We start from the raw sequence: 23,546 nt of genomic DNA, 5'->3' as shown, positions 1-23,546 counted from the left end.
ATCGATCATCGGATGAGTGCAGGGTAATGCGGCAGCGCGGCGCAGGGGAGACCCCGCTCGTCCCGGGTGAGCCGGTCGCCCTCGGACGAGCCGGTCACGTCCGGAGGAGCCGCGCCTCCGCCTCGCTCCAGCGCGCCGTGTCCCCCCGCGGCTCGTACCGGGTCAGCGGCTGGGTACGGGTGAGCAGGCGCCGCCCGTCGGCGAGGTCGCCGACCAGCCCGTGGGTCCGCGCCTGGACCAGCACGTTCCCGAGGGCGGCGGCCTCGCTCGGGCCGGCCACCACCGGCAGCCCGCAGGCGTCGGCGGTCAGCCGGCACAGCAGGGCGTTGCGGGTGCCGCCCCCGACGACATGCACGACGTCGACGGGATGGTCGGCCAGCCGCTCGGCATCCCTGATCGCGCGCCGGTGGGCCAGGGCGAGCGAGTCGAGGATGCAGCGCGTGATCTCGGCGGGCGTGCCGGGCACCGGCTGCCCCGACGCCCGGCACGCCTCGGCGATCCGCTCCGGCATCCGTCCCGGCGCCAGAAACGCCGCGTCCCCCGCGTCCACGACCGACCGCAGCGCCGGCACCTCGGACGCGTCGAGCAGCAGCCCACCCAGGTCGGGGTCCCCCCAGGCCCGTACGCACTCCTGGAGCAACCACAGCCCCATGATGTTCCGCAGATACCGGACCGTGCCGTCCAGCCCCAGCTCATTGGTGAAGTTGGCGGCCCGGCTCTCCTCGGTGAGCACGGGTGCGCCCAGCTCCAGCCCCGCCAGCGACCAGGTGCCGGTGCAGATGTACGCGAAGCGCTCGCCGCTCCCGGCCGGAACGGCGGCCACGGCGGACGCGGTGTCGTGCGACCCCACCGCCGTCACCGGCACCGGGCCGCTCAGCCCGGTCTCCTGAAGCACCTCGTCGCGCAACACCCCGGCGGGATCGCCGGGTTGCCGCAGGGGTGCGAACAGGTTCAGGTCGATGCCCAGCCGGGCGGCGATGCCGTGGGCCCAGTCGCGCGTGCGGGGATCGATCAGCTGGGTGGTGGAGGCGTTGGTGAGCTCGGTGCCCTGCTCGCCGGTGAGCCAGTACGTCAGCAGGTCCGGGACGAGCAACAGCCGCTCGGCGTATTGCAGTTGAGCCGAGGCCCGGGCCGCCGTCAGCTGATACAGCGTGTTGAAGGGCGCGTACTGCAACCCGGTGGCCGCGTACAGCTCCGCCGCCGGGACGGTCGCCCACACCTTCTCCGCGACCCCCTCAGTCCGGGAGTCCCGGTAGTGCACCGGATTGCCGAGCAGCGCCCCGTCCGCGTCCAGCAGGCCGTGGTCGACGGCCCAGCTGTCGATGCCGACGGAGTCGACCTGGCCGGCCGCCCGCAGCCCCTCCAGGACGCCCGCGTACAGGGCGAGAACATCCCAGCGCAGTCCCTCGGGCACCCGCACGGGCCGGTTCGGGAAGCGGTGCGCCTCGGTCAGCTCCAGACGGTCGGCGCCGACGCGGCCGACCATGACACGCCCGCTGGACGCGCCGAGGTCGACCGCGGCGTACGACTTCACGGGCGCACTCACCGCAGGAAGGCGGCCGCGACGCCGGCGTCGACCGGGACGTGCAGTCCCGTGGTGTGGGTCAGGTCCCCGCCCGTGAGCGCGAAGACGGCGTTCGCGACATGCTCCGGGAGCACCTCCCGCTTGAGGATGGTCCGCTGGGCGTAGAACTCACCCAGCTTGTCCTCCGCGACCCCGTACACGGCGGCCCGCCGGGCGCCCCAGCCGCCGGCGAAGATCCCGGACCCGCGGACCACGCCGTCCGGGTTGATGCCGTTGACGCGGATGCCGTACTCACCCAACTCGGCCGCCAGCAGCCGCACTTGGTGGGCCTGGTCGGCCTTGGTGGCCGAGTAGGCGATGTTGTTGGGCCCGGCGAACACGGCGTTCTTGGAGGCGATGTAGACGATGTCACCGCCCAGCTCCTGAGCGATCATCACGCGCGCCGCCTCCCTCGACACGAGGAAGGAGCCGCGGGCCATGATGTCGTGCTGGAGGTCCCAGTCCTTGGCCGACGTCTCGAGGAGGGGCTTGGAGATGGAGATGCCGGCGTTGTTGACGACGAGATCGACTCCGCCGAAGGCCAGCACGGCCGCCTTGAAGGCGTCGGCGATCTGCTCCTCGGACGTGACGTCCACCGCCACCGCCACGGCCTTGTCGGGCCCGCCCAGCTCCTCGGCGACGGCCTGGGCGTTCTCGGCATGGAGATCGGCGACCACCACACACGCGCCCTCGGCGACGAGCCGGTGCGCGATGGCCTTCCCGATCCCACTGCCGGCGCCGGTCACGAACGCGACCCGCGTCGCGAGCGCCTTGGGCTTCGGCATCCGCTGAAGCTTGGCCTCCTCCAGCGCCCAGTACTCGATACGGAACTTCTCGGACTCCTCGATGGGCGCGTACGTCGAGACCGCCTCGGCCCCGCGCATCACATTGATGGCGTTGACATAGAACTCGCCGGCGACCCGGGCGGTCTGCTTGTCCTTGCCGAAGCTGAACATGCCGACGCCCGGGACCAGCACGATCGCCGGGTCGGCGCCGCGCATGGCGGGGGATTCGGGCAGGGCGTGCCGCTGGTAGTAGGCGGCGTACTCCTCGCGGTACGCGGTGTGCAGCTCCTTGAGCCGGGCGATCGCCTCGTCGAGGGGAGCGGTGGGCGGCAGATCGAGGACGAGCGGCCGCACCTTGGTGCGCAGGAAGTGATCGGGGCATGACGTGCCGAGCGCGGCGAGCCGCGGGTGCTCGGCACTCGCGAGGAAGTCGAGGACGACCTCGGCGTCGGTGAAATGGCCGACCTGCGGGCGGTCCTGCGAGGCGATGCCGCGGATGACCGGCGCCAGCGCCGCGGCCCGCTCCCGCCGCTCGACGGCGCCGAGCGCCGCGTACCCCTCGATCACCGGACCCAACGGCTCCGGCTTCCCGCGCTCGGCGAGAAACGCCTCGGCGGTCCGGATGATGTGCAGCGAGTTCCGCTCGCACTCCTCGGAGGTGTCACCCCAGGCGGTGATGCCGTGCCCACCGAGCACGCACCCGATGGCCTGCGGATTGGCCTCCTTGACGGCGGCGATGTCCTGCCCCAGCTGAAACCCGGGCCGCCGCCACGGCACCCACACCACGCTGTCCCCGAAGCACTCGGCGGTCAGCTTCTCCCCGTCGGCGGCACAGGCGAGAGCGATGCCGGAGTCGGGATGCAGATGATCGACATGCGCGGCCGCCACGAGCCCGTGCATGGCGGTGTCGATCGACGGAGCCGCCCCGCCCTTGCCGTGCAGGCAATAGTCGAAGGCGGCGACCATCTCGTCCTCCCGCTCGACGCCCGGGTAGACGTCGACGAGCGCCCGCATACGGTCCAGCCGCAGCACGGCCAGCCCACTCTCGCTGAGCGTGCCGAGGTCACCCCCGGACCCCTTGACCCACATCAGCTCGACGTCACCGCCGGTTACGGGGTCGGTGTCGACGCCCTTGGCGGACGCGTTTCCACCGGCGTAGTTGGTGTTCCGGGGGTCGGATCCGAGGCGGTGGGACCGGGCGAGGAGGGCGGCGGCTTCGGGATGGGGTGCCATGAACGTCAGTCCTTATACAGAGAGGGGGAGTGCACGTACCTAGGGGCGCGGGGAACTGCGCGACCAGCCACAACGGCCCGCAGACCGCGACGAATGAGAACCCGGCAGACGCTCACGCCCCCCAACCGGCCTGCTGCCCACCAACCCGCTCAGCCACAACCTTCTCGGCCCACCCGGAACGGCGATACGCACCCATGGGATCCGCATCGAGCCCCATCTCTTCGCGCACCTCGGCCAGCAACGGCCGCACATCCGTGTTGTACGCATCCATGAGCACCGCATTCGCGCCCAGCACATCACCGGAGGCCTGTGCCTCGGCCAACGCAGCCCGGTCGACCAGCAGCGCTTTCCCCGTGGCCTCCTGCACGTTCATCACGGACCGGATGATCGCCGGGATCTTCGCCTCGATGTTGTGGCACTGGTCGAGCATGAACGCCACATCGGACGTGAACCCGCCCCCACGCACCACCTCGTACATGATCCGGAACAACTGGAACGGATCCGCGGCCCCCACCATCAGGTCGTCGTCGGCGTAGAAGCGCGAGTTGAAGTCGAACCCCCCGAGCTTCCCCTCCCGCAGCAGCGTCGCGACGATGAACTCGATGTTGGTGCCCGGCGCGTGATGCCCGGTGTCGACGACGACCTGCGCCTTCGGTCCGAGCTTCAGGCAGTGCGCGTAAGCCGTTCCCCAGTCCGGCACGTCCGTCGTGTAGAAGGCCGGCTCGAAGAACTTGTACTCCAGCAGCATCCGCTGCCCGTCCCCGAGCCGCTCGTACACCTCCGCCAGACCCTCGGCCAGGCGGTCCTGCCGCGAGCGCACGTCATCCTGACCGGGATAGTTCGTGCCGTCCGCGAACCACAGCTTCAGATCGGCGGAGCCCGTCGCGTCCATGATGTCGACGCACTCCAGCAGATGATCGACGGCCTTGCGCCGCACCACCGCGTCCGGATGACAGATGCTGCCCAGCTTGTAGTCGTCGTCCTGGAAAGTGTTGGAGTTGATCGCGCCCAGCTTCACGCCGCGGTCCTGGGCGTGCTTGGCCAGCGCCGCATAGTCGTCGACCTTGTCCCACGGAATGTGCAGGGCGACGGTCGGGGCGACACCGGTGAACGCGTGCACCTGAGCGGCGTCGTCGAGCTTCTCCTGCGGGGTCCGGGGAACGCCTTGCTGGGCGAACACCTTGAACCGCGTCCCCGAGTTCCCGTACGCCCACGACGGCGTTTCGACTGCCTGGGTCTTGAGTGCGGCCTTCACCGCGGCGAGCTCGGTCACTGAGGGCTCCTGTGACGTCGGGACGGAAGTCGGCCGGTGGACATCTGAAAAGCTTCGTCGTGAAACGATTCAAGACGGGAACGTATGAGGCCCCCGAAGGGGTGTCAAGCCCCACGGCCACGGCTTCTTGTTGTGACTCGCCCGTGACCTTCGTTCATCGAAAGTTTTTCGACACGGACCCATTGACGTGACATGCGCTCCGTGCCTAACGTCCCGGCAACCAAGTTGAAACCTTTCACGACGTCGGGAGGGCCGTCCCGCCGACGTCGTCGAGGAGCCCTCATGACCCACCCGTCCACCACGGGTCCGGCCCCGGTTCTGGCGCTCAGGGACATCTCGAAGTCCTTCGGCGCGGTCCGCGCCCTGCGGGACGTCTCCCTGGAGCTGTTTCCCGGGGAGGTGCACGCCCTCGCCGGGGAGAACGGCGCGGGCAAGTCGACCCTGATCAAGACGCTCGCCGGAGTGCACCGGCCGGACGCCGGCCAGGTGCTGCTCGACGGCGCGCCCGTCGTCTTCCACGGCCCCGGCGACGCCCGCGACGCCGGTATCGCCGTGATCTACCAGGAGCCGACGCTCTTCCCCGACCTGTCGATCGCCGAGAACATCTTCATGGGCCGTCAGCCGCGGCGCGCACTTGGCCGGATCGACCACAAGGCCACGCACACCGCGACCCTCGCCCTGATGCAGCGCCTCGGCGTCGAACTCGACCCCGACCGGCCCGCGCGCGGCCTGTCCATCGCCGACCAGCAGATCGTCGAGATCGCCAAGGCGCTCTCCTTCGACGCCCGCGTCCTGATCATGGACGAGCCCACTGCCGCCCTCACCGGCAGTGAGGTCGCCCGGCTCTTCGGCGTCGTACGCACCCTGCGCGAACAGGGTGCCGCCGTCCTCTTCATCTCCCACCGGCTGGAGGAGATCTTCCGGATCTGCCGGCGGGTCACCACCCTGCGCGACGGCGCCTGGATCGCGAGCGAGCCGCTGGACGGCATGACCGAGGACGACCTCGTACGCCGGATGGTCGGCCGCGACCTCGACGAGCTGTACCCCAAGCAGGACGTGAAGCCGGGCGAAGTGGCCCTGAGCGTACGCAGGTTGACCCGCGAGGGCGTCTTCACCGATGTCTCCTTCGACGTGCGTCGCGGTGAGATCGTCGGTCTCGCGGGGCTCGTCGGCGCGGGCCGTACGGAGGTCGCGCGGGCCGTGTTCGGCATCGACCGCTGGGACGCGGGCGAGGTCTCCGTCGGCGGCAAGGCCCTCACCAACGGCGCCCCCTCCACCGCCATGGCCTGCGGCCTCGCCCTCGTCCCCGAGGACCGACGCGCTCAAGGCCTGGTGATGGACATGTCCATCGAGCGCAACATCGGCCTCACCGGGCTGCGTACGACCGTCAAGGCCGGCTTGATGAACCGCGGCGCCGAACGCAGCCGCTCCCTCGACTGGGCCGTCAAGCTCCAGGTCAAGTACGCGCGGATCGCCGACACGGTCAACACCCTGTCCGGCGGCAACCAGCAGAAGGTCGTCCTCGCCAAGTGGCTCGCCACCGGCCCCGAGGTGCTGATCGTCGACGAGCCCACCCGGGGCATCGACGTCGGTACGAAGGCCGAAGTGCACCGGCTGCTCAGCGAGTTGGCCGCCGATGGAGTGGCCGTCCTGATGATCTCCTCCGACCTGCCCGAGATCCTCGGCATGGCCGACCGCGTGCTCGTGATGCACGAGGGCCGCCTCACCGCCGAGATCCCGCGCTCCGAAGCCAGCGAGGAAACCGTGATGGCCGCAGCAACGGGGAGGGCCGCCGCATGACGGTGATCACTCCCAAGCAGGCCCCTGTCACCGACGTACCGAAGTCCAGCGGCACCCGCCTGGTCGACCGCGTCTTCAAGATGCGTGAACTCGCCATCCTGGTCGTCTTCGTGGTGATGATCGTCGTCACCCAGCTGGGCAACAGCGAGTTCCTCACCGAGCAGGGCATCAAGGACCTGCTGCTGAACGCGACGATCCTCGTCCTGGTCGCCACGGGCCAGTCCCTGGTCGTCATCACGAGGAACGTCGACCTGTCGGTCGGCTCGACGCTCGGCATCAGCGCCTTCGCCGCCGGAACATACCTCCAGGGCGGCGGGAACCCGGTCGTCGCCGTGCTCCTGGCGGTCGTGATGGGCATCGGCTTCGGCCTGCTGAACGGCCTGCTCGTCAGCCTCGGCCAGGTGCCCGCCCTCGTCGTCACCCTCGGCACGCTCTACATCATCCGCGGCATCGACTCCATCTGGGTCGGCTCCCGCCAGATCACCGCGGCCGACCTCCCGGACGGCTTCGTCGACTTCGGCTCCGGCGGCATCTCCGCGGTGCCGTGGCTGGCGCTGATCGCCCTCGCCGTGCTGGTGGCGACCGCGTACTACCTCAGGCACTTCGGCAGCGGCCGCGAACTGTACGCCCTCGGCTCCAACCCGGAGGCCGCACGCCTCGCCGGCATCCCGGTGCGCAAGCGGATCCTGGCCGCGTACACCTTCTGTGGTGCGCTCGCCGGTCTCGCGGGCGCCCTGTACCTGGCCCGGTTCGGCAACGTCGACTCAGGCACCGGCAACGGCTACGAACTCACCGTCGTCAGTGCGGTCGTGGTCGGCGGCGTCGTGTTCACCGGCGGCTCCGGCAGCGTCTACGGTGCCGCGCTCGGCGCGCTGCTGCTGACCTCCATCAACAGCGTCCTGCCCGCCCTCGGTGTCAGCTCCGTCTGGGTGCTGGCCATCAACGGCATCCTGCTCATCCTCGCCATCGCCGTGGACCGTGTGGTCGCGCTGCGCGTGGCCAACGCCCTGAAGAAGAGGAACGCCCGCCATGGCTGACTCGTCGCTCGCGCGCGCCGTTCGCTGGGACACGGTTGTCGGCGCCCTTCTGATCGTCGTGCTCCTGCTGTCCTTCACCACGGTCGATGGCTTCGGCAACGCTCTCAACCTGTCGTTCCTGATCGGAAACACCCTTCCGATCGCTTTGATCGCCCTGCCGATGACACTGCTGGTCGTCTCTGGCGAGATCGATCTTTCGGTCGCATCGACCGCCGGTCTCTCGGGCGCCGTGATGGGTGCGCTGTGGAACCAGGGCATGACGATCGAGACGATCATTCCGATCTGCCTCTTGCTCGGTGTGGTGTGCGGTCTGATCAACGGGCTCCTGGTGACCAGGCTGGGCCTGCCGTCCCTCGCCGTCACGATCGGCACACTCGCCGCCTACCGGGGCATCGCCCAGATCGTGCTCGGTTCGGACGCGGTGACCGACTTCCCGTCCCCGTACCTGGACTTCGCTTCCGGGCGGATCGGCGACACGTTCATTCCGTACGCGTTCCTGCCCTTCCTCGTCCTGCTCGCCATCGCCGTGGTCGCGCTGCACGCCACGCCGTTCGGGCGGTCGGTCTTCGCCACCGGCGCGAGCGAGGAGGCGGCGCGCTTCGCCGGTATCCGCGTCAAGCGGCAGAAGCTGATCCTGTTCACGGTGACCGGGCTGATGGCCTCCCTCACCGGCATCTTCTGGGCGCTGCACTACGCGAGCGCCCGCTACGACAACGCCACGGGGCTCGAACTCTCCGTCGTGGCCGCGGTGCTGCTCGGCGGCATCGACTTCGACGGAGGCAAGGGCACGCTCGGCGGTGCCATCGCCGGGGTGTTCCTGCTGGGGGCGTTGCAGAACGTCATGAGCCTCCAGGACGTCTCCGCCCAGTCGCAGATCGTCGTCACCGGCGTCCTGCTCGTGCTTTCCGTGCTCGGCCCGCGGGTCGCACGGCAGATCTCCGTAGCGAGGGCGGGCCGTAGAGCCGCCTCGACACCGACCTCGTAACTCCAGCCCTTCCTCGTAAAGGACTCCCACCATGCGCAAGTCATCCCTCCGCCGTGCGTCCGCGGCCCTCGCCGCCGCCACTTCTCTCGCTCTCGCCATCACGGCCTGCGGCGGCACCACCAAAGAGGACGTCAAGAACGAGGGCGCCTCCGCCGCCACCGCCGGCAAGGCCGACCCGAACGCCGAGTTGAAGAAGGGCCTGACCGTCGGCTTCCTGCCCAAGCAGGTCAACAACCCCTACTTCACCTCCGCCGACAAGGGCGGCGAGGCCGCGCTGAAGGAGCTGGGCTCCAGCTACAAGGAGGTCGGTCCGTCCAGCGCGACCGACACCGCCGGGCAGGTGAGCTACGTCAACACGCTCACCCAGCAGCAGGTCGACGCGATGGCCGTGTCCGCGCAGGACCCGGGCGCCCTGTGCACCGCGCTGAAGCAGGCCATGAAGAACGACATCAAGGTCGTCACCTACGACTCCGACACCACCGCCGACTGCCGCAACGCCTTCGTCTCGCAGGCGTCCGCCGAGGACCTCGGCCGCACCGAGGTGCAGCTGCTCGCCGAACAGATCGACTACAAGGGCGAGATCGCGATCCTGTCCGCCGCGCAGACCGCGACGAACCAGAACACCTGGATCGACTTCATGAAGGACGAGCTCAAGGACCCCAAGTACAAGGACATCAAGCTCGTCAAGATCGCCTACGGCAACGACGACGCCCAGCAGTCCTTCCAGCAGACTCAGGGCCTGCTCCAGGAGTACCCGAACCTGAAGGGGATCATCTCCCCGACGACGGTCGGCATCAAGGCGGCCGCCCAGTACCTCTCCGGCTCCAAGTACAAGGGCAAGGTCAAGCTCACCGGCCTCGGCACCCCGAACGACATGCGCAAGTACGTCAAGAACGGCACCGTCGAGGCGTTCGAGCTGTGGGACCCCTCGAAGCTCGGCGAACTGGCCGCCCGTACCGCCGTCGCCCTGGTCTCCGGCCAGATCACCGGCAAGGAGGGCGAGACCTTCAAGGCCGGCGACATGGGCGAGTACACCATTGGCAAGGACGGCGTGATCAGCCTCGGCAAGCCGACCGTGTTCGACGCCAAGAACATCGACGAGTTCAACTTCTGACATCCGGAGGGTTGTTGATGCAGCGCGTGTGCTTCCTGCTGAAGGTCAGGGCGGACCGCCTCGACGAGTACCGCGAGCGGCACGCGGCCGTGTGGCCCGAGATGCTCGAAGCGCTCTCGGCCACCGGCTGGCGGAACTACTCGCTCTTCCTGCGCGACGACGGCCTGCTCGTCGGCTACCTGGAGACCGAGGACTTCGCGGCCGCCGTGGCCGGCATGGAAGCCACCGACGTCAACGCCCGCTGGCAGGCGGAGATGGCGCCGTTCTTCGCATCACTGGACGGCGCCCGGCCCGACGAGGCCATGAAGCCGCTCACGGAAGTGTTCCACCTCGCCTGACCCACCTCTCCCCACTCCTCGCCGACAACGGAGTCCCCGAGATGAAGAGACGCACCCTGCTGGGCGCCGCCCTCGCCGGAGCCGTGATGACCCCCGCCCTCGCCTCCGGCACGGCCCGCGCCGCCGACCCCGGTCCGTCCCTCACCCTGACCGGCACGACCACGCTCGACACACAGGCCATCTTCTTCGTGTCGTACGACGGCCTGGTCAACAACAACGCCTTCCAGAAGAACGGCCTGCTGACCTACAAGGGCTACCAGTACGCCGTCTGGTACACCGCCGACCGGGGCGCCGTCGTCGGCCGCCGCGCGCTCGGCGCCACCACCTGGTCCACGGTCAAGGTGGGCCACACCCTGCGCTACAACGACTCCCACAACGTCATCTCGATGGGGATATCGAAGGTCGACGGCCGTCTTCACCTCAACATGGACTCGCACAGCGACGGCTTCACCTACGTCAAGTCCGTCGCCGGGCTGATGGACGACCCGGCGGGCCTGAGCTGGACCGCGAGCCGCTTCGGCGCACCTCAGTCCACCCTGGACGGCCTCGCGCTCACCTCGCAGTTCACCTACCCGCAGTTCATCTCCACCCCCGACGGCGGACTCCAGCTCAGCTACCGGGTCGCCGTCTCCGGCAACGGCCGCAACGCCCTCGCCGAGTACGACGGTTCGACCTGGACCGACCTCGGCGAGTGGTCCAGCTCCACGGGCACGTACACCAGCGAGCACGGCTCCTCGACCGCCCGCAACATGTACCTGCACGGCATCGACTACGACCGGGGCGGACGCCTGCACTCCTTCTTCACCTGGCGCGAGCAGAACGGCGCCGTGATGTGCAACGGCGGCGGCATCACCAACCACGACACCGGCTACGTCTACTCCGACGACGGCGGCCGCACCTGGCGCAACGACGCCGGCGCCGTCGTCGGCACGACCGGCGGCTCCGACAAGGTCGCCGTCACCGACAGCGGACTGGTGATCGACGCACTCAACCCCGACCACTCCCTGATGAACCAGGAGAGCCAGTTCACCGACTCCGCGGGCCTGCCGCACGCGATCATCAGCTACGTCCCCGGCCGCTTCGGGCAGTGCACCACGAACTACGTCGCCGACCGCACCGCAAACGGCCGCGCCTTCCACGTCCGCAAGAACGCCTCGGGCACTTGGCAGAAGACCGAGATCCCCGTCCCGCTGAACTCCAGCCAGCGCACCAAGCTGATCCTGGACAAGTACGACAACGCGTACGCGATCTTCCCGTTCTGCCGGATTGCCGGTGCCTCCAAGGCCTCCGGATACACGGACTGGACGGTGCTGTACGACGGTGTCACCGCCGGGCTGAACGCCTTCGGCGAGGTCGTGATCGACGAGACGCGCGTGGCTCAGGACCACTATCTGTCGATCATGTACCAGGAGAAGTCCAGCGGTACGACGCCGTCGGCGCTGCGTAACCTCAACTTCCGCCTGCCTGCCTGATCGCAGCCGATGTGGGCGGCATGACGGTAATGTGAAGGCCTTCCCGCCGCCCCACGTCTTACGAGTCTTTCTGGAGGTCCCTGCCCGATGGCCCAGTCGGTGGGTATCAAGGACGTCGCACGTGCCGCCGGAGTCTCCGTCGGCACGGTGTCCAACGTCATCAACCGTCCGGACGCGGTCGCGACGGAGACCCGGGCGCGGGTGCAGTCCGCGATAGACCGGCTGGGCTATGTCCGCAGCGAGTCCGCGCGCCAGCTGCGGGCGGGACGCAGCCGGATCATGGGGCTGCTCGTGCTCGACATGGGCAACCCGTTCTTCGTCGACGTGGCGCGCGGCGCCGAGCGGACCGCGCGTGACGCCGGGCTCGGCGTGATGGTCTGCAACAGCGCGCAGAGCGCGAGCGAGGAGGCCGACTACCTGTCCCTCTTCGCCGAACAGCGGGTTCGGGGCGTCCTGCTGACCCCGGCCGACGCCACCGGACGCAACATCGAAACGTTTCGCCGCCACAACATCCCCTTCGTCCTGGTCGACCGGGTGGCCGAGGGCACCACCGAGTGCTCGGTCTCGGTCGACGACGTCGCGGGCGGCGCGCTGGCCGTACGCCATCTCGTCGACGCCGGCCACCGCTCCATCGCGTACGTCAGCGGTCCGCCCGGCCTCAACCAGGTTCGCGACCGCCGCACCGGCGCCCTGCACGCCCTCGAGGAGGCCGGCCTCGGCCCCGACTCCCTGCGCGAGCTGCCCACCGAGCGGCTCGACGTCGCCGCCGGCCGGGACGCGGGCGCCCGCCTGCTCGGTCTCGCCGACCGCCCGACCGCCGTCTTCTGCGCCAACGACCTGCTCGCCCTGGGTGTCCTGCAGGCCATGTACGCAGCGGGCGTCGGCGTCCCCGACGACCTCGCGATCGTCGGCTACGACGACATCGAGTTCGCGGCCGCCGCGGCCGTCCCCCTCACCTCCGTACGGCAGCCCGCGGTCACCATGGGCACCCTCGCGGCGGAGATGCTGCTGGAGGAGACGGAGGAGGAGACCGGGACGAAGCGCCACGAGCACCGGCGTGTCGTACTCCAGCCCGAGCTGGTGGTGCGGCGTTCCAGCCTGTCGGCCCGCTGATCCCGAGGCGCTCCGGAGCCGGGGCCACTGATCGGTCGTTCAGTACGATTTCATGATCCCAGGGCTCGGTCGGCGGACGAACATGTGTTGAACTGGGACGCGGCCCGAAAACCATCCGTCCCGGGAGCCCTGTTGACCGTCAGCTATCGCCAGCCCGGCGTCGTCCTCACCGACCGCCACTTCACCGTGCCCCTCGACCACGACGCCCCGACGGGCGAGACGATCGAGCTCTACGCCCGTGAGGTGGTCGCCAGCGACAAGGCGCACCAGGACCAGCCGTGGCTGGTCTACCTCCAGGGCGGCCCCGGCTTCGGGGCGAACCGTTTCGTCGGCAAGGGCGCCTGGCTCGGCCGCGCGCTCAAGGAGTACCGCGTCCTGCTGCTGGACCAGCGCGGCACCGGCCACTCCGCGCCGGCAAACCGCCAGACGCTCCCGCTGCGCGGCACCCCCGCCGAACAGGCCGACTACCTCACGCACTTCCGTGCTGACTCGATCGTCCGCGACTGCGAGGCGATCCGCCGCGAGGTGACCGGCGGCGCCCCCTGGACCGTCCTCGGCCAGAGCTTCGGCGGCTTCTGCACGGTCAACTACCTCTCCACCGCCCCCGAGGGCCTGACCGCCGCGATCGTCACCGGCGGCCTGCCCTCCCTCGACGCGCACGCCGACGACGTCTACCGCGCGGCCTACCCGCGCATCGAGCGCAAGGTCGCCGCGCACTACGCCCGCTACCCGCAGGACGTCGAGCGCGCCCGCCGAATCGCCGACCACCTCCTCGCGAACGACGTGGTCCTGCCGAACGGCTACCGCCTCACCGCCGAGGCCTTCCAGTCCCTCGGCATCCTCCTCGGCGGCAGCGAGGGCAGCCACCGCCTGCACTACCTGCTGGAGGACGCCTTCGTCCGCACCCCGCAGGGATCCGCCCTCTCGGACGCCTTCCAGGAGGAGGTCCAGGGCCTGCTGTCGTACGCGAGCCACCCGCTGTACGCCCTCGTCCACGAGGCGATCTACGGCCAGGACACGCGCCCCACCGACTGGTCCGCCGAGCGCGTCCGCGCCGAGTTCCCGCAGTTCGACGCGGCCAAGACCCTCGCGGGCGACGCACCGCTGCTGTTCACCGGCGAGACGATCCACCCCTGGATGTTCGACTGTGACCCGGCGCTGCGCCCGCTGCGCGAGACCGCCGAACTCCTCGCCGCCCGCACCGACTGGAAGCCCCTGTACGACTCGGCGCGCCTCGCCGCCAACGAGGTGCCCGTCGCGGCCGCCGTCTACCACGACGACATGTACGTCGACACCGCGCACTCGCTCGCCACCGCCCGCACGATCCGTGGCCTGCGGACCTGGGTGACGGACGAGTTCGAGCACGACGGCGTACGGGCCGGCGGCCCCCGCGTCCTGGACCGGCTGCTCGCGCTCACCCGTGACGAAGCGTGATGTCGGTGTCACGCGTTAGTGTGCGGACATGACCGAGCCGACGATCACTCAGCTGAAGCCCATGCCGGACGACTGGCAGCGCGCGCTCGCCGTCGTCGCCCACCCGGACGACCTCGAGTACGGCTGCTCGGCGGCGATCGCCGGCTGGACCGACGCCGGTCGCGAGGTCTCCTATGTCCTCGCGACCCGCGGTGAGGCCGGCATCGACAGCCTGGAACCCGCGAAGTGCGCACCGCTGCGGGAGCGCGAGCAGCGGGCCAGCGCGGCCGTCGTGGGCGTGTCGGCGGTGGAGTTCCTCGACCACGAGGACGGCGTGATCGAGTACGGCATCGACCTGCGCCGCGACATCGCTGCCGCGATCCGCCGGTACCGGCCCGAGCTGGTGATCACGCTCAACCACCGGGACACCTGGGGCGGCGTCGCCTGGAACACCCCGGACCATGTGGCGGTCGGCCGCGCGACGCTGGACGCGGCCGGCGACGCGGGCAACCGCTGGATCTTCCCGGAGCTGATCGAGCAGGGCCTGGAGCCCTGGGGCGGCGTGCGCTGGGTCGCCGTCGCCGGCTCCAGCACCCCCACGCATGCGGTGGACGCGACGGCGGGACTGGAGCGGGCGGTGCGCTCGCTGCTCGAACACCGCACCTACATCGAGGTGCTGACGAGCGAGGACCCGGAATCGTACGCCCGCGGCTTCCTCACCGCGAACGCCGAGGCGCTGGGGGAGCGGTTCGGCGGAAAGCCGGCGGTCGCGTTCGAACTGTTCGGTCGGTAGTTCCGCCGGACCGATTGCGGGAGACGGGGGCACGGTGAACGGCACGGAAGCGCTGGCGGGCCGCTTCGAGGAGCACCGCGGCCGTCTCGAGGCGGTCGCCTACCGCATGCTCGGCTCACTGGCCGAGGCGGAGGACGCCGTCCAGGAGGCCTGGCTGAAGCTGAGCCGCAGCGACGCGGGCGCCATCGAGAACCTCGGGGGCTGGCTGACCACCGTGGTCGGCCGGGTCTGCCTGGACATGCTGCGTTCGCGCACGCGGCGCCACGAAGAGCCCCTGGACGACACGTTCGTCCCCGACCCCGTGATCAGACCGCTGTCGACGATCGACCCGGAGCAGGAGGTGCTCCAGGCCGACGCGGTGGGCCTGGCCCTGCTGGTGGTGCTGGAGGCGCTGGAGCCCGCCGAGCGGATCGCGTTCGTGCTGCACGACATGTTCGCGGTGCCCTTCGACGAGATCGCGCCGATCGTGGAGCGCACCTCGGCCGCCACCCGCCAGCTGGCCAGTCGCGCCCGGCGCCGGGTGCGGGGCGCGACTCCGTCGTCCGAGCCCGACCTCGGCAGACAGCGGCAGGTCCTCGAGGCCTTCATGGCGGCGTCCCGCGCGGGAGACTTCGAGGCGCTGCTCGCGGTCCTCGACCCGGATGTCGTGCTGCGCGCGGACTCCGGGCCGCTGGTCCGTGGTGCGGCGGCGTCGAAGGTGGTGCGCGGTGCGAAGCCGGTGGCCGAACAGGCCATGCTGTTCGCTCAGTTCGCGCGCTACGCGCAGCTCGTGCTGGTCAATGGGGAGATCGGGGTCGTCCACGCGCCCGAAGGGCGACCACAGTCGGTCATGGGCGTCACCGTCGCCGACGGCCGCATCACGCACATGTACATCCTGGCGGACCCCGAGCGGCTCGGCGGCCTCGATCTGCCGGGCCTCGGCGGCTGAGTCACGCAGCAACTCACCTGCTGAGTCTCGTTCCGTATGCTGAACGGTATGCAAGATCAGATGTTCGACCGGGCCGACCTGCACGGTGACTGCACAAGCTGCTTCGGGCTGTGCTGTGTGGCCCTTCCCTTCGCCGCGTCCGCCGACTTCGCGGTCGACAAGGCGGCCGGGAAGCCCTGCCACAACCTGCGTGACGATCACCGGTGCGGCATCCACGACCGGCTCCGGCAGACCGGATTCAGCGGCTGCACCGTCTACGACTGCTTCGGCGCCGGTCAGAAGGTCTCGCAGGTCACCTTCGGCGGACAGGACTGGCGGACGGATTCCCGTGAGCACGCCCGGCAGATGTTCGACGTCTTCCCGGTCGTCCGCCAGCTCCACGAACTGCTCTGGTACCTCACCGAGGCACTCACCCTGTCCGCCGCCCGCCCCCTCCACGCCGACCTGCGCCGGATCCTGGACAGGACCGAGGAGCTCACCCGGGGGACACCGCAGGACCTCGCGGCGCTGGACGTGGCCGCGCACCGCCAGGACGTCAACGTGCTCCTGCTCAAGACCAGCGAGCTGGCCAGGGCCGGCATCGGCGGCGGCCGCAAGAAGAACCGCCGGGGCGCGGACCTGATGGGCGCCCGGCTCAAGGGCGCCGACCTGCGGGGTGCCAACCTGCGCGGCGCCTACCTCATCGCCGCCGACCTGACCGGCGCCGATCTGCGCGGCGCGGACCTCATCGGGGCCGACCTGCGCGACACCGACCTCACGGACGCCGATCTGACGGACGCCTTCTTCCTGACCCAGCCCCAGCTCAACGCGGCCCGGGGCAGCGCCGGCACACGGCTGCCCGCGTCAGTCGGCCGCCCCGTGCACTGGACAGCGGACGTCTGACGTCACGCTCTCGACGGTCCCGGACGGCACGGGCTCGGTGCGCGTGGTCCCGGGCATCCGTCGCTCCACGTGCAGCCGCAACCCCTCCGGCATCAGCGTCAGCCGCTCCGTCACCCGCAGCCGATACCCCGGGTCGGCCGGCAGTTCGTACCGGCGCAGCAGCAGACCCAGCACCAGCGTGGCCTCGTGCAGCGCGAACTGGCGCCCGATGCACGCCCGCGCCCCCGTTCCGAACGGCTTGAAGGTGTGCGACGCACGCGTCCGTACGGCCTGCGGATCGAAGCGGTCCGGATCGAACCGCTCGGCGTCCGGGCCCCACACCTGCGGATCACGGTGCAGCATCGCCGTCAGCACCAGCGCCCAGGCGCCCCGCCGCATCGGATGGGCGCCGCCGAGCACGGTGTCCTCGCGCGCCTCCCGGGCGAAGGCGGGCGCCGTCGGCCACAGCCGCAGCGACTCGTCGAGAATCCGGCGCACATACCGCAGCCGTGCCACCTGGTCGTAGCCCGGCGTCGCCGTGTCGCCCCAGACGCGGTCCACCTCGGCGCGGGCGCGAGCCGCCACGTCCGGGTGCCGGGACAGATAGTGCAGGGCGAAGGAGAGGGCGCCCGAGGTGGTCTCGTGGCCGGCCACCAGGAAAGTGATCACCTGCCGGCGGACGTTCTGCGCGGAGAGCCGCTCGCCCGTCTCCGGATGGGTGGTCTCCAGCATCCGGTCCAGCAGATCCCCGCCCCCGCCGCCACCCGCCGTGCGGGCCCGGACCAGGTCGTCGACCGTGTGGTTGAGGTGGTCGATGTCGGCCTGGTTGCGCCGTGCGGCACGCCGCAGCAGGAAGGGCGACGGCACGGTGTTGAGCCGCTGCGCATAGCTGAGCGTGCCGACCATCGCCGTCACGAAGGGATGCGGACGGGCGCGTTCGAAGGAGCCGAAGTCGTGCCCGAACCCGGTGCGGGCGATGGTCTCCAGGGTCAGCTTGGTCATGTCCCCGGGCACGTCCACCGCCCGGCCCGCGTCGGCGGCGCGGTCCCAGGAGTCCATGAGCCGGTCGGCGACGGCCAGCATCATCGGGTGGTAGCCCGCCATGGCCTCCCGGCTGAAGCCCGGCGCGAGGACGTCGTGTGCCAGCTGCCAGTTCGGCTCGTGGTTGTACGCCGTGAACAGGCCGTCCCCGACGACGGGCCGCAGGTTGGCTATGCCGAGCCCCACATGCTTGGCGAACCGGGACTCGTCCGCCATGTCGGCCGCGAGGCCGGCGCCCCACACGAACACGAACTCCTTGTCGAAGGCCTTGCGCCGGAAGATCGGCCCCAACTGCCGCGCGAAGCGCAGGGAATCCTGCAACGGCGTACGCCGGCCGGCGCCGAGCGCATCGCCGAGCAGCGGGAGCCGGTACGGGGGGTGCGGGATGCGGGACAGCTCCGGCCAGCCGTGCTCGGCACTGCGGAATCCCCTCGGAAGTCCGGACCCGGTCGTTGTCTCCGCCATGACGCGATCTCCCTCGATCTCCCCTGATCCAGCGGCACGTTGAGCTCGTTGTACGTGGGTTCAATAACGCGTTTCAGTCTGATCCCGCTGTTGAACCCACGTCAAGTAGAGTGCGGGCATGGCCGCGAACCAGGGCGAGCGCACCCGCCGCCGGCTCAGCACGGAGGAGCGCCGTGAGCAGCTCCTCGCGGTCGGGGCGCGGCTGTTCTCGGAGAGTCCGTACGACGAGGTGTGGATCGAGCAGGTCGCCGAGATCGCCGGCGTCTCGCGAGGGCTGCTCTACCACTACTTCCCGACGAAGCGTGACTTCTTCGCGGCCGTCGTCGAGCGGGAGAGCGAGCGCATGCTGCGGATGACGGCCGCCGTGCCCGGAGTCCCGGTCCGCGAGCAGCTCGCCGCGAGCCTCGACACGTATCTGGAGTACGTCGAGGCGCACGCACACGGCTACCGCGCCTTCCATCGCGCCGACGCGGCCGGCGACCGGGCCGTGCGCAAGGTCTACCAACAGGCCCTGGCCGCACAGGAGAAGCAGATCCTGGCGGCGATGTCGGCCGACCCCGAGTTCGGCCCGGTCTTCGAGAAGCGGCCCGACGTCCGGCTCGCCGTGCGCGGCTGGCTGGCCTTCACCACAGCCGTCTGTCTGGAGTGGCTGCGCGGTTCCGACCTCTCCCGGGAGCAGGTGCGCGACCTGTGCGCCCGCGCCCTGCTGGGTGTCATCGCCCGCTGAGTGCCCCGCGCGCGTCCAAAGAGATCGCACCGGAACGCCGTGGCTGGTTGGCGCACGGCTCGATCTTCGATAGGTTAGGTGAGGCTTACCTAAGGAGGTACGGGATGGGTGACAGCCAAGCCTGGACGGCGGCACCTTCCGCGGCGGAACGAGCACGGTCGGTGCTGGCGGGCGCGTGGTCCTGCGGGGTGACCGCGGAGAGCTGCCGGGAGGAGCTCGTGGGCGCGCACACCGTGACCGAGGAGGGGCGCGTCCTGCTGGAGGTGCCGGAGGACAGTGTGCTCGTCACGGCGGCGATCTGTGCGCCCCGCGGAGAGCCCTCCGCCGTCCTGGAGTTCGCCGACGTCGCGCCCGTGCCCGTACGCAAGCGGATCCGCACCCGGCTGTGGATGTCCGGCTGGTTCACGCCCGAGGACGGCAGACTCGCGTTCAAGGCGACCCGCGTGGTGCTGCGGCAGCCGACCGGCCCCGTGGTCGTCGACCTCGACGAGTTCGCGGACGCCGCGCCCGACCCGCTGGCCACCGCCGAGGCCCGGCTGCTCACCCACCTCGCCGACTGCCACCCGGACGCCGTCGAACGGCTCACCCGCCTCGTGGAGTCCGACAGCCTGCACGGCGCCGTCCGCGTCCAGCCGCTCGCCGTCGACCGGCACGGACTCACGCTGCGCATCGAGCGTGCCAGCTCCCACGGTGACGTACGGCTGCCGTTCCACCGGCCCGCCGACGACGTCGCGCAGCTCACCGAGCGCATGCACATCCTGCTCGCCCAGGCCAGCGCCGCCTCCTGCCCGCGTGCCCTACAGCGGCAGCGCACAGACGGCGACGGGTGACGCGAACGGCTCGCCCGCGAGCTTCAGTTCACCGCTGCCCTCGTCGACATGGAAGACGCTGACGGTGCTCGACCGCTGGTTCGCGGTGAACAGCAGCGTGCCGTCCGGCGAGAGGGCGATCTGCCGCGGGAAGTCCCCGGACACCGGCACCGTGTCGAGCAGCCTCAGCCGGGCGCCGTCCGCCTCCACCGCATAGCGCGTGAGGCTGTTGTGGCCCCGGTTGGCGAGATAGGCGTAACGGCCGTTCCGCGTCACCACGAGCTGCGCCGGAAAGCTGGTGCCCGAACCCGTGCCCGTGGACTGCGCCGTGCCGATGCTCAGCCGCCCGGTGCCGGGGTCGTACGCGCAGACCGCCACGGTGTTGTCGACCTCGTTGGCCAGATAGGCGTACCGTCCGCCCGGGTGGAAGGTGAGATGCCGCGGGCCCGCACCCGGCTCGGACCGCGCCCGCGCGACCTCGGTGAGCGTGCCGGCCTTCTGGTCGAGGCGGTAGGAGTACACCGTGTCCGTGCCCAGGTCGACGGCGAGCACATGGCCGCCGTCGGGGCTGGTGACGAACTGGTGCGCATGCGGGCCGTCCTGGCCCGGACCGGGTGCCGGAGCGGAGTGCGTGACGAGGTCGGTCCGCTCACCGAGCCCGCCCGAGGCGTCGATCGGGTGCACGGTCACGCTGCCCGTGCCGTAGTTGGCGCTCAGCAGCCAGCGTCCGCTCGGATGCACGGACAGATGGCAGGGCGCCGCGCCGCCGGTGCTGCGGCTCCCCAGAATCTTGCGGTCGGCAAGGCGGACGGCGGTCACGGCGCCGTCGTCACGCTCGTTGACCGCGTACAGCGTCCGGCCGTTCGGGTGCACCGCCAGATACGACGGGTCGCCGACTCCGGCGATGGTGCCGGTGCCGGTGATTCGGCCCGATTCCGGGTCGTACGTGGCCAGGCCGATGCCCTCCCCGCCGCCGTCGACGGAGGTGTAGGTGCCGAGGTGGAGCGGGCGCGGGCCGGACGGCTTGCGGCTCTCGGCCTGGGCGCTCGGACGCGTCCCGGGGCCGGTGGCTTCGGGAGCCGCGGTGCCGGACGTGTCCGCGGGGGCGGGCGCGTCGTCACACCCCGTGGCCGCCGGGAGTGTCACGACGGCGGCCGATCCCGCGAGGGTTCCGACGAATCGCCGCCTGCTCAGCCCACCACTGCCCATGTCCACACCTCAGGTCGTCGGTCGTCGTGGTCGCGACAGCAACCTTGGCGTGGATCAGCCGCCCAGCGCAAGAATGGCAACGCGCGTTGCGCAGGGCGCAATGAGGGGTGAGGCTTCCGCTTGGCTCCCGCTCGCCCTCTGTCAGCCGGGAGTTGTCGATTCCCGGCTACCAGTCGCCGTCCTGCACAGGCTTTCCCGGCGCGTCCTTGAGCGGCTTCACCTGGCCCGGCGACGGTGCCTGCCAGGGCTCGTGGTCGTCGCCGAGCCAGTCGCCGACCGGCTTCACCGCCCCCAGCGTGTCCGTGGGGGCGAGATCCTCGGCGTCCTGGTCGTAGTAGTCGAACCAGGGCAGCCCCGCGCGTGTGTAAGCGGCCCGGTCCACCGGCGACGGCGGGGGAGCCTCGCCGGTGATGCGGCGCCACTCCGGGGGCGTGACCAGATGGACGAACACCCGGCCCGCGGGCGTCTCGGCCCAGTCCGAGAGCGGGCGGTCGTCCTCGTAGACCTCCTGGCGCATCGAACCGCCGACGCCCAGGCCCATCGCCGCGGCGGCCCGGCGCGTCCCGCCCGCCGGAGCGGAGGCGGGCGCCGGCACCGCACCCTGGGCGGGTGCCGCCGCCATGGGCATGGCGGCGCCGTAGGCCCCGGACGGCATTGGCATGAACGCCCGTGCCCGCTCCGCCCGCACCTTCTCCTCCTGACGCCACCTCGCCAGCTGCGGCTCCTTCAGCGGGAACGACTGCAGCTGTACGCCGCCCCAGACCTCCTCGCCCGTCACCTGGCCCTCGACGGTCGCGCCCAGCCCGAGCGGCACCGCCACGAACTGGCGGACCGTGCCCTTCCCGGAGTTGATGCCGTCCAGCCAGGGCTGGCGGGGCAGCACGACGTAGTTCTGGGGCTTGCGCCGCAGCCGGTCGCTCCACGGCTTCCCCGAGACCGCGCACACCTTGCCCACCCCGACCTGCAGGGCGGCCGGCTCGGCGGTGCCCCCGAAGCTCAGCCACATCGCCTCGCGCAGATACACCGGGAGCATCACACCGCCGCGCGCACGCCACTCCTCCGGAACGGTGTCCGCGTAGTCCGCAACCCGCCGGACCGGGAACTCCCCGAGCCCCGGCGGCAGCGCATGTGTGCCCGACTCGGGCAGCCGCAGCGTACGGATGAAGCGCACCGCCACCCCGCCCGGCAGCCGCAGTGTGTTCCCGTCGATCCGCACGGTCGTGTCGGCCATCGGCCCCGCTCCCTCACATCCGGCGCCGGCCCCGTCCGTCCCCGCGCTCCCTACCGAGAACGTTCGCCGAACCCCGTCCGGTTCCGCCACAGCTGCTCCTGAACGCCCAGCCGCTCGCGCAGCCGGGTCAGGCGCGGCATCCGGACGCGGGACTCCTGCGACACCCGGTCCAGTTCCTCCAGCAGCCGGCGCGAGCGGTGCTCGGTGTCGAGCTCGTCGAGGATGCGGTTGACCTCGGTCAGGACGGCGCCGTGCAGCTGCCAGTACTGCGTCTCGCGTTCGGCCTCCTCGCGCAGCAGCAGGGCGAGTTTGTCGCGGGTGCCCGCAGCCGTGCGCAACTCGGCTGTCAGCCGGGACTCCGCCGCGTCGGCGTTGCTGCTGACATGCGTGGTGACCAGCACGGAGAAGCTGACCACCGCGTCGGCGATCTCGGACAGCAACTGCTCCAGGACGGCGCCCGTCTCCTTCGCGAACAGCGGCTCGGGCTCGCGATCCTTCGCGAGGTCCGTGAGGGAGCGGGCCAGCACCCGCAGTACGACCGTGCAGATCTCCAGCGTGTCCAGTCCGGTGCGCAGCACGACGCGGTGCAGCACGCTGTCGCGCACGCGCGGGTTGAGCCGCAGGCTGTCCTCGGCCTGCCGCAGCGCCGCGTCCACCTCGATGATGTCGTGGTCGAGCCGGCGCGCCTCGTGCAGCCGGGCCGCCGCCTCCTCGAACGCGGGGCGACCGGCCGCCTCCTCGCCGATGCGCAGCATCAACTGCCGCAGCCGGCGGGCCAGTCCTCCCATCGACTCGCCGGCCTCGTCCACCCACACCGGCGGCGCGAGGAGCAGATTGAAACCGAGCCCGACCACCGCGCCGATCAGCGTCTCCAGAACCCGCGCCCATGCCGTGTCCCCCACGGTCGTGACCCCGAGGACCAGCATCGCGCTGATCGCCACTTCGGGCACGTACTCGTTGACCCGCACCAGGTGCCCGACGCCGAGTGAGGCCACGATCAGCAGGGCGAGACTCCACCAGGTCAGGCCGACCAGGAGGCTGAAGGCGATGGCCACCAGGACGCCGGCCACGACCGCGTTCACCCGGCGGATGCCGTTGGTGAGCGTGGCGTAGAACGTCACCTGGACGACCAGCAGTGCGGTCAGGGGCGCGGTCAGCGGGGCGGCCTCGGGGCTCAGGCGCAGCGCGATGACGTAGGCGATCGTCGCCGCGGCCGCCGATCGCAGCGTCTGGACCACCACGGGATCCCGGCGCAGCTTCCCGAGCCGTTCTCGGAGCGCCGGCTCCTCACGTACCTCTTGCATCCTTGGGCTGTTCCCTTTCCACAGATGCTTCCCACACCCTGCTTGCGGAAC

At 70.7% G+C, this 23,546-nt stretch carries 20 protein-coding genes; 13 read left to right on the top strand and 7 right to left on the bottom strand.

What is annotated here, in order from left to right; genetic code table 11:
* Positions 1–94 precede the first annotated feature (94 nt).
* The 3 genes from ACZ7M7_RS17955 to rhaI all read right to left on the bottom strand — a co-directional run bounded on the left by ACZ7M7_RS17955 (position 95) and on the right by rhaI (position 4,855).
* Positions 95–1,486, bottom strand: coding sequence for a rhamnulokinase (locus tag ACZ7M7_RS17955; protein WP_472118040.1), 1,392 nt, complete (start codon positions 1,484–1,486; stop codon positions 95–97).
* Positions 1,487–1,542: 56 nt separating this feature from the next.
* A complete protein-coding gene (locus ACZ7M7_RS17950) occupies positions 1,543–3,582 on the bottom strand; it encodes a bifunctional aldolase/short-chain dehydrogenase (protein WP_472117688.1) in 2,040 nt (679 codons plus the stop codon).
* Between the two features lie 112 nt (positions 3,583–3,694).
* A complete protein-coding gene (gene rhaI / locus ACZ7M7_RS17945; protein WP_472117685.1) occupies positions 3,695–4,855 on the bottom strand; it encodes an L-rhamnose isomerase in 1,161 nt (386 codons plus the stop codon).
* 282 nt (positions 4,856–5,137) lie between these two features.
* On the opposite strand from rhaI, the gene ACZ7M7_RS17940 reads away from it, so the two are divergent.
* The 11 genes from ACZ7M7_RS17940 (at position 5,138) to ACZ7M7_RS17890 (ending at position 16,730) form a co-directional block, all read left to right on the top strand.
* The gene (locus ACZ7M7_RS17940) at positions 5,138–6,655 is read left to right on the top strand and encodes a sugar ABC transporter ATP-binding protein (RefSeq protein WP_472117682.1); all 1,518 of its coding nucleotides are present in this window, start codon (positions 5,138–5,140) and stop codon (positions 6,653–6,655) included.
* Positions 6,652–7,692 carry an ABC transporter permease gene (locus ACZ7M7_RS17935; RefSeq protein ID WP_383631454.1) on the top strand — a complete coding sequence of 347 codons (1,041 nt, stop codon included), beginning with the start codon at positions 6,652–6,654 and terminating at the stop codon, positions 7,690–7,692. Before ACZ7M7_RS17940 ends, ACZ7M7_RS17935 begins: the two co-directional genes overlap by 4 nt.
* Positions 7,685–8,677, top strand: a complete 993-nt coding sequence (locus ACZ7M7_RS17930) for an ABC transporter permease (protein WP_383601365.1) — start codon at positions 7,685–7,687, stop codon at positions 8,675–8,677. Before ACZ7M7_RS17935 ends, ACZ7M7_RS17930 begins: the two co-directional genes overlap by 8 nt.
* A gap of 31 nt (positions 8,678–8,708) precedes the next feature.
* Entirely contained in the window at positions 8,709–9,791 is a 1,083-nt protein-coding gene (gene rhaS, locus ACZ7M7_RS17925) for a rhamnose ABC transporter substrate-binding protein (RefSeq protein WP_472117678.1), read from the top strand.
* A 17-nt stretch (positions 9,792–9,808) separates the two neighbouring features.
* Positions 9,809–10,129 carry an L-rhamnose mutarotase gene (locus tag ACZ7M7_RS17920; RefSeq protein WP_383601369.1) on the top strand — a complete coding sequence of 107 codons (321 nt, stop codon included), beginning with the start codon at positions 9,809–9,811 and terminating at the stop codon, positions 10,127–10,129.
* Positions 10,130–10,170: 41 nt separating this feature from the next.
* Entirely contained in the window at positions 10,171–11,601 is a 1,431-nt protein-coding gene (locus tag ACZ7M7_RS17915) for a BNR repeat-containing protein (RefSeq protein ID WP_472117674.1), read from the top strand.
* An 87-nt stretch (positions 11,602–11,688) separates the two neighbouring features.
* Positions 11,689–12,714, top strand: coding sequence for a LacI family DNA-binding transcriptional regulator (locus ACZ7M7_RS17910; protein WP_383601374.1), 1,026 nt, complete (start codon positions 11,689–11,691; stop codon positions 12,712–12,714).
* A gap of 132 nt (positions 12,715–12,846) precedes the next feature.
* The gene (locus ACZ7M7_RS17905) at positions 12,847–14,148 is read left to right on the top strand and encodes an alpha/beta fold hydrolase (protein ID WP_472117671.1); all 1,302 of its coding nucleotides are present in this window, start codon (positions 12,847–12,849) and stop codon (positions 14,146–14,148) included.
* A gap of 28 nt (positions 14,149–14,176) precedes the next feature.
* Positions 14,177–14,920 (top strand): PIG-L deacetylase family protein, encoded by a 744-nt coding sequence (locus ACZ7M7_RS17900; RefSeq protein ID WP_472117669.1) that lies wholly within the window; start codon positions 14,177–14,179, stop codon positions 14,918–14,920.
* A gap of 34 nt (positions 14,921–14,954) precedes the next feature.
* Positions 14,955–15,848: an RNA polymerase sigma factor SigJ gene (gene sigJ, locus ACZ7M7_RS17895; protein WP_472117666.1), complete on the top strand. Its 894-nt coding sequence runs from the start codon at positions 14,955–14,957 to the stop codon at positions 15,846–15,848.
* A gap of 48 nt (positions 15,849–15,896) precedes the next feature.
* A complete protein-coding gene (locus ACZ7M7_RS17890) occupies positions 15,897–16,730 on the top strand; it encodes a pentapeptide repeat-containing protein (protein WP_472117663.1) in 834 nt (277 codons plus the stop codon).
* On the opposite strand, the gene ACZ7M7_RS17885 is transcribed toward ACZ7M7_RS17890, so the two are convergent.
* Positions 16,692–18,215: a cytochrome P450 gene (locus tag ACZ7M7_RS17885; protein WP_472117659.1), complete on the bottom strand. Its 1,524-nt coding sequence runs from the start codon at positions 18,213–18,215 to the stop codon at positions 16,692–16,694. The genes ACZ7M7_RS17890 and ACZ7M7_RS17885 overlap by 39 nt on opposite strands.
* Before the next feature lie 118 nt (positions 18,216–18,333).
* Between ACZ7M7_RS17885 and ACZ7M7_RS17880 the strand changes: the two genes are divergently transcribed.
* Both ACZ7M7_RS17880 and ACZ7M7_RS17875 read left to right on the top strand, forming a co-directional pair.
* Positions 18,334–18,942, top strand: coding sequence for a TetR/AcrR family transcriptional regulator (locus ACZ7M7_RS17880; protein ID WP_472117656.1), 609 nt, complete (start codon positions 18,334–18,336; stop codon positions 18,940–18,942).
* A gap of 104 nt (positions 18,943–19,046) precedes the next feature.
* Entirely contained in the window at positions 19,047–19,772 is a 726-nt protein-coding gene (locus tag ACZ7M7_RS17875; protein WP_383601394.1) for a DUF2470 domain-containing protein, read from the top strand.
* Here ACZ7M7_RS17875 and ACZ7M7_RS17870 read toward each other — a convergent pair.
* The 3 genes from ACZ7M7_RS17870 to ACZ7M7_RS17860 form a co-directional block, all read right to left on the bottom strand.
* The gene (locus tag ACZ7M7_RS17870) at positions 19,740–20,960 is read right to left on the bottom strand and encodes a lactonase family protein (RefSeq protein ID WP_472117652.1); all 1,221 of its coding nucleotides are present in this window, start codon (positions 20,958–20,960) and stop codon (positions 19,740–19,742) included. The genes ACZ7M7_RS17875 and ACZ7M7_RS17870 overlap by 33 nt on opposite strands.
* Positions 20,961–21,126: 166 nt before the next feature.
* Positions 21,127–22,191 carry a hypothetical protein gene (locus ACZ7M7_RS17865; RefSeq protein WP_472117649.1) on the bottom strand — a complete coding sequence of 355 codons (1,065 nt, stop codon included), beginning with the start codon at positions 22,189–22,191 and terminating at the stop codon, positions 21,127–21,129.
* 50 nt (positions 22,192–22,241) lie between these two features.
* Positions 22,242–23,495, bottom strand: a complete 1,254-nt coding sequence (locus tag ACZ7M7_RS17860) for an FUSC family protein (protein ID WP_472117647.1) — start codon at positions 23,493–23,495, stop codon at positions 22,242–22,244.
* Positions 23,496–23,546: the final 51 nt, after the last annotated feature.

Source organism: Streptomyces sp. NPDC111606 (genome assembly GCF_055656945.1).
Note: the sequence above shows the minus strand (reverse complement) of the source record. Positions and strands in the feature narration are given on the sequence as shown.